The organism is Mycobacterium sp. (assembly GCF_049673265.1).
Lineage (GTDB): Bacteria > Actinomycetota > Actinomycetes > Mycobacteriales > Mycobacteriaceae > Mycobacterium.
Genome location: NZ_JBATXN010000085.1, coordinates 1 through 2625, shown reverse-complemented (window position 1 = coordinate 2625; position 2625 = coordinate 1). Strand labels below are relative to the sequence as shown.

The window sequence follows — 2625 nt, the reverse complement described above, 5'->3', positions numbered from 1 at the left end:
GGGTCCGGGGCCTCACGCGCGGCATTGAAGCGTGTGGAGAGGCTGACCAGGTCGCCGTCGGCGAACGTGGGATCGCCCGACGGGCGGCTGTATGCACGAAACTGCGTTTTGCTGGCGTGCAGCGCGTAGTCGGGTTTGGCGACGATGACATCGACGAGTGCCTGTGTTGTGCCGTCAAGCTCGTCGGGTTCTGCCAATCGATGGACGAGCGAAATGCGGTGCGCAGTCTGGGCGTCGATCGGGTCGGCGAGCAGCACAATCTCGCGTGCTCTCGCGGCACCGACCTCGGCGATCAGGCGAGGTACTGTGCCCCAGGTCATCGGCACACCGATGTCGACCTCGGGCAGCCTGAACACGGTGTCGGTGGCGGCGACGCGGAAGTCGCAGGCCAGCGCGAGCGCGAATCCGCCGCCGATGACATGCCCATGCAGCCGCGCGATCGTCACCACTTCGCAGTCGGCGATGGCCTGGCAGGCACGGTAGCCGATCTGTGAGTGGTAGCGGCGCTCGCGGCCGCTGTTGCCCGCAAATCCGGGTGGGTTGCGGAGATCGGCGCCGGCGCAGAACGCGCGGCCACGCCCGCCGAGCACAACCGCCTTCAGGTCGAACCGCTGCTGAAGCCGGGTATAGAGATCCGCCACCTCCAGTAGCGCGTCGTCGTCGAGCGCGTTGAGCGACTCAGGGCGGTTCAGTTCGACCCGCAGTACCGGCCCGTCTTCGTTGATTGCCAGCATTCGATGCCACCTTTCGTCGTATCTCAGTTTGGCGGGAGTCCGTCGAAATTCGGTAGAGTTGAGCGGAACAGACTCAACCTTGACGGCGTTGAACATCGCGACAAGCATTTTGCCAACCCCATTTAGACCCTGAATGGAGGTCCGGAGTGGACTCTTTTAACCCGACAACCAAGGCGCAGGCAGCCCTGACATCGGCCCTGCAGGCGGCGACTGCCGCCGGCAACCCCGAGATCAGGCCCGCTCATCTGCTGTTGGCGCTGCTGACACAGAACGACGGGATCGCCGCGCCGCTATTGGAGGCTGTCGGTGTCGAGCCCGCCACTATCCGCACCGAAGCCCAGCACCTGGTCGAGCGGCTGCCGCAGATCAGCGGGGCCAGCTCGCAACCGCAGCTGTCGCGTGAATCGCTCGCGGCCATCACCACCGCCCAGCAACTGGCCACCGAGATGGACGACGAATACGTCTCCACCGAGCACCTGATGGTCGGCCTGGCCACCGGCGACTCCGACGTCGCCAAGCTGCTGACCGGACATGGTGCCTCACCGCAGGCGTTGCGCGACGCGTTCGTCAAGGTGCGCGGCAGCGCGCGAGTCACCAGCGCCGACCCCGAGGCCACCTATCAGGCGCTGGAGAAGTACTCCACCGACCTGACCGCCCGCGCCCGCGAAGGCGAACTCGACCCAGTCATCGGTCGGGACAACGAGATTCGCCGCGTCGTGCAGGTGCTTTCTCGTCGCACCAAGAACAACCCGGTGCTGATCGGTGAGCCCGGCGTCGGCAAGACCGCGATCGTCGAGGGCCTGGCGCAGCGCATCGTCGCCGGCGACGTGCCCGAGAGCCTGCGCGACAAGACCGTCATCAGCCTGGACCTGGGCTCGATGGTGGCCGGCGCCAAGTATCGCGGCGAGTTCGAGGAACGCCTCAAGGCCGTGCTGGACGACATCAAAAACTCTGCCGGGCAGATCATCACGTTCATCGACGAGCTGCACACCATCGTCGGGGCCGGTGCGACCGGTGAATCGGCGATGGACGCCGGCAACATGATCAAGCCGATGCTGGCCCGCGGCGAACTGCGGCTGGTTGGCGCCACCACGCTCGACGAGTACCGCAAGCACATCGAGAAGGACGCCGCGCTGGAGCGGCGCTTCCAGCAGGTCTTCGTCGGCGAACCGTCGGTCGAAGACACCGTCGGCATTCTGCGTGGTCTGAAAGACCGCTACGAGGTGCACCACGGGGTGCGCATCACCGACTCCGCACTGGTCGCCGCGGCCACGCTGTCCGACCGCTACATCACCGCCCGCTTCCTGCCGGACAAGGCCATCGACCTGGTCGACGAGGCCGCCAGCCGGTTGCGGATGGAGATCGACTCGCGGCCCGTCGAAATCGACGAGGTCGAGCGCCTGGTCCGTCGCCTCGAGATCGAAGAGATGGCGCTGGCGAAGGAGCAAGACGAGGCGTCCAAGGAGCGGCTGGAGAAGCTGCGCTCTGAGCTAGCAGACCAAAAGGAAAAGCTGGCCGAGCTGACCACGCGCTGGCAGAACGAGAAGAACGCGATCGACGTCGTTCGTGAGCTCAAGGAGCAGCTGGAGACGTTGCGCGGGGAGTCCGAGCGCGCCGAGCGCGACGGCGACCTGGCCAAGGCCGCCGAGCTGCGTTACGGGCGCATCCCCGAGGTGGAGAAGAAGCTCGACGCGGCGCTGCCGCAGGCCGAGGCCCGCGAGAACGTCATGCTCAAAGAGGAAGTCGGACCCGACGACATCGCCGACGTGGTGTCGGCGTGGACGGGTATCCCGGCGGGTCGGCTGCTGGAAGGCGAGACGGCCAAGCTGCTGCGGATGGAAGACGAGCTGGGCAAGCGCGTCGTCGGACAGCGTAAGGCCGTGCAGGCGGT

At 66.4% G+C, this 2625-nt stretch carries 2 protein-coding genes; one reads left to right on the top strand and one right to left on the bottom strand.

What is annotated here, in order from left to right; genetic code table 11:
* Positions 1-734, bottom strand: a 734-nt coding sequence (locus WBF82_RS02965) for an enoyl-CoA hydratase/isomerase family protein (protein ID WP_424381609.1), incomplete at its 3' end; no start/stop codon positions are given.
* Positions 735-880: 146 nt separating this feature from the next.
* Between WBF82_RS02965 and WBF82_RS02960 the strand changes: the two genes are divergently transcribed.
* A partial coding sequence (locus tag WBF82_RS02960) for an ATP-dependent Clp protease ATP-binding subunit (RefSeq protein ID WP_424381608.1) occupies positions 881-2625 on the top strand: 1745 nt, incomplete at its 3' end.